Here is an 860-nt window from a genome sequence, read left to right as displayed (position 1 = left end):
GCGTATGCCAAGCACGCAGAGCATAAAGAAACGCAAAAAGAAAACGGTCACCAAAGGTAAAGCGGCAAAGCGTAAAAACAACACACAGAGCATAAAGAAACGAACAAAAGAAACTGGTCACAAAAACCCAATCCACAAAGCAAAACAGGAGGTACCTATGACAAAACGCCATATTCTCCGCATCCTGGCAGGTGCAGCCCTGCTTGGCACTGCCGGCATGCTACTGCTGCTGCACACTCCGGACACCACCGACAACGTGGTGCTGTACCCGGACGCCTACAGCCGGGAGTACTACCTGAACCTCTGCGGCTGGCAGGTGACCCTGTTGCAGGAGGACACGGTAACCATCCCCCGGCAGTTCAACACCGTCTACGAAGCCTACAGCCAATTACAGGAAAAGCAGGGCTTCCCCCTGTCCCGGCACAAGGGGGAGGCGGCGCTGCGCTGCACCTATCAGGTGGAAAATTACGGTGGAGATGTGCCCGTCCGGGCGGAGCTGCTGCTATGCGGCGGCATCATCGTGGCAGGAAGTATCTATACCCTGGAGCAGCCCACGGTGCAGACCGGTCTGCATGGGGAAACTTGACCCGCCCGCCGTCCCCTGCTTTGCTTGCTTTTTCTGCGTTTCCTTATGGTCTGCGTGCTGCTTCTACGCAGTACCGTTCTACCAATGTCTTGGGGAGATGTGTGTTGTTCTATTTGTTTAACCAGAGCGGTCACGCATGACCCATCTACCGGTGTGCGAGCGACAACCGTACTCTCTTTTCCACAACCCACCCCTCTCTTGTGGGAAACGAACAGGCTAAACCATTCCCACGATTCATGAAATAAATTTTATCCCTTTGCGTTTTGTGCAGCAT

Annotated in this window: 1 protein-coding gene; it reads left to right on the top strand. The window is 54.2% G+C overall.

Annotation, left to right across the window (positions count from 1 at the left end):
- Window positions 1-157: 157 nt before the first annotated feature.
- The gene (locus tag QVO51_RS00910) at window positions 158-586 is read left to right on the top strand and encodes a DUF4830 domain-containing protein (protein ID WP_022356850.1); all 429 of its coding nucleotides are present in this window, start codon (window positions 158-160) and stop codon (window positions 584-586) included.
- Window positions 587-860 lie beyond the last annotated feature (274 nt).

The sequence above is a fragment of the Ruminococcus sp. CAG:379 genome (genome assembly GCF_000434255.1).
Classification (GTDB): Bacteria; Bacillota; Clostridia; order Oscillospirales; family Ruminococcaceae; genus Ruminococcus_F; species Ruminococcus_F champanellensis.
The sequence above is the reverse complement of the archived record's forward strand: the minus strand, read 5'-3'. Positions and strand labels throughout refer to the sequence as shown.

Coding starts and splice junctions, on each gene's coding strand:
- QVO51_RS00910 (WP_022356850.1), top strand. CDS start 158: ATGACAAAACGCCATATTCTCCGCATCCTGGCAGGTGCAGCCCTGCTT.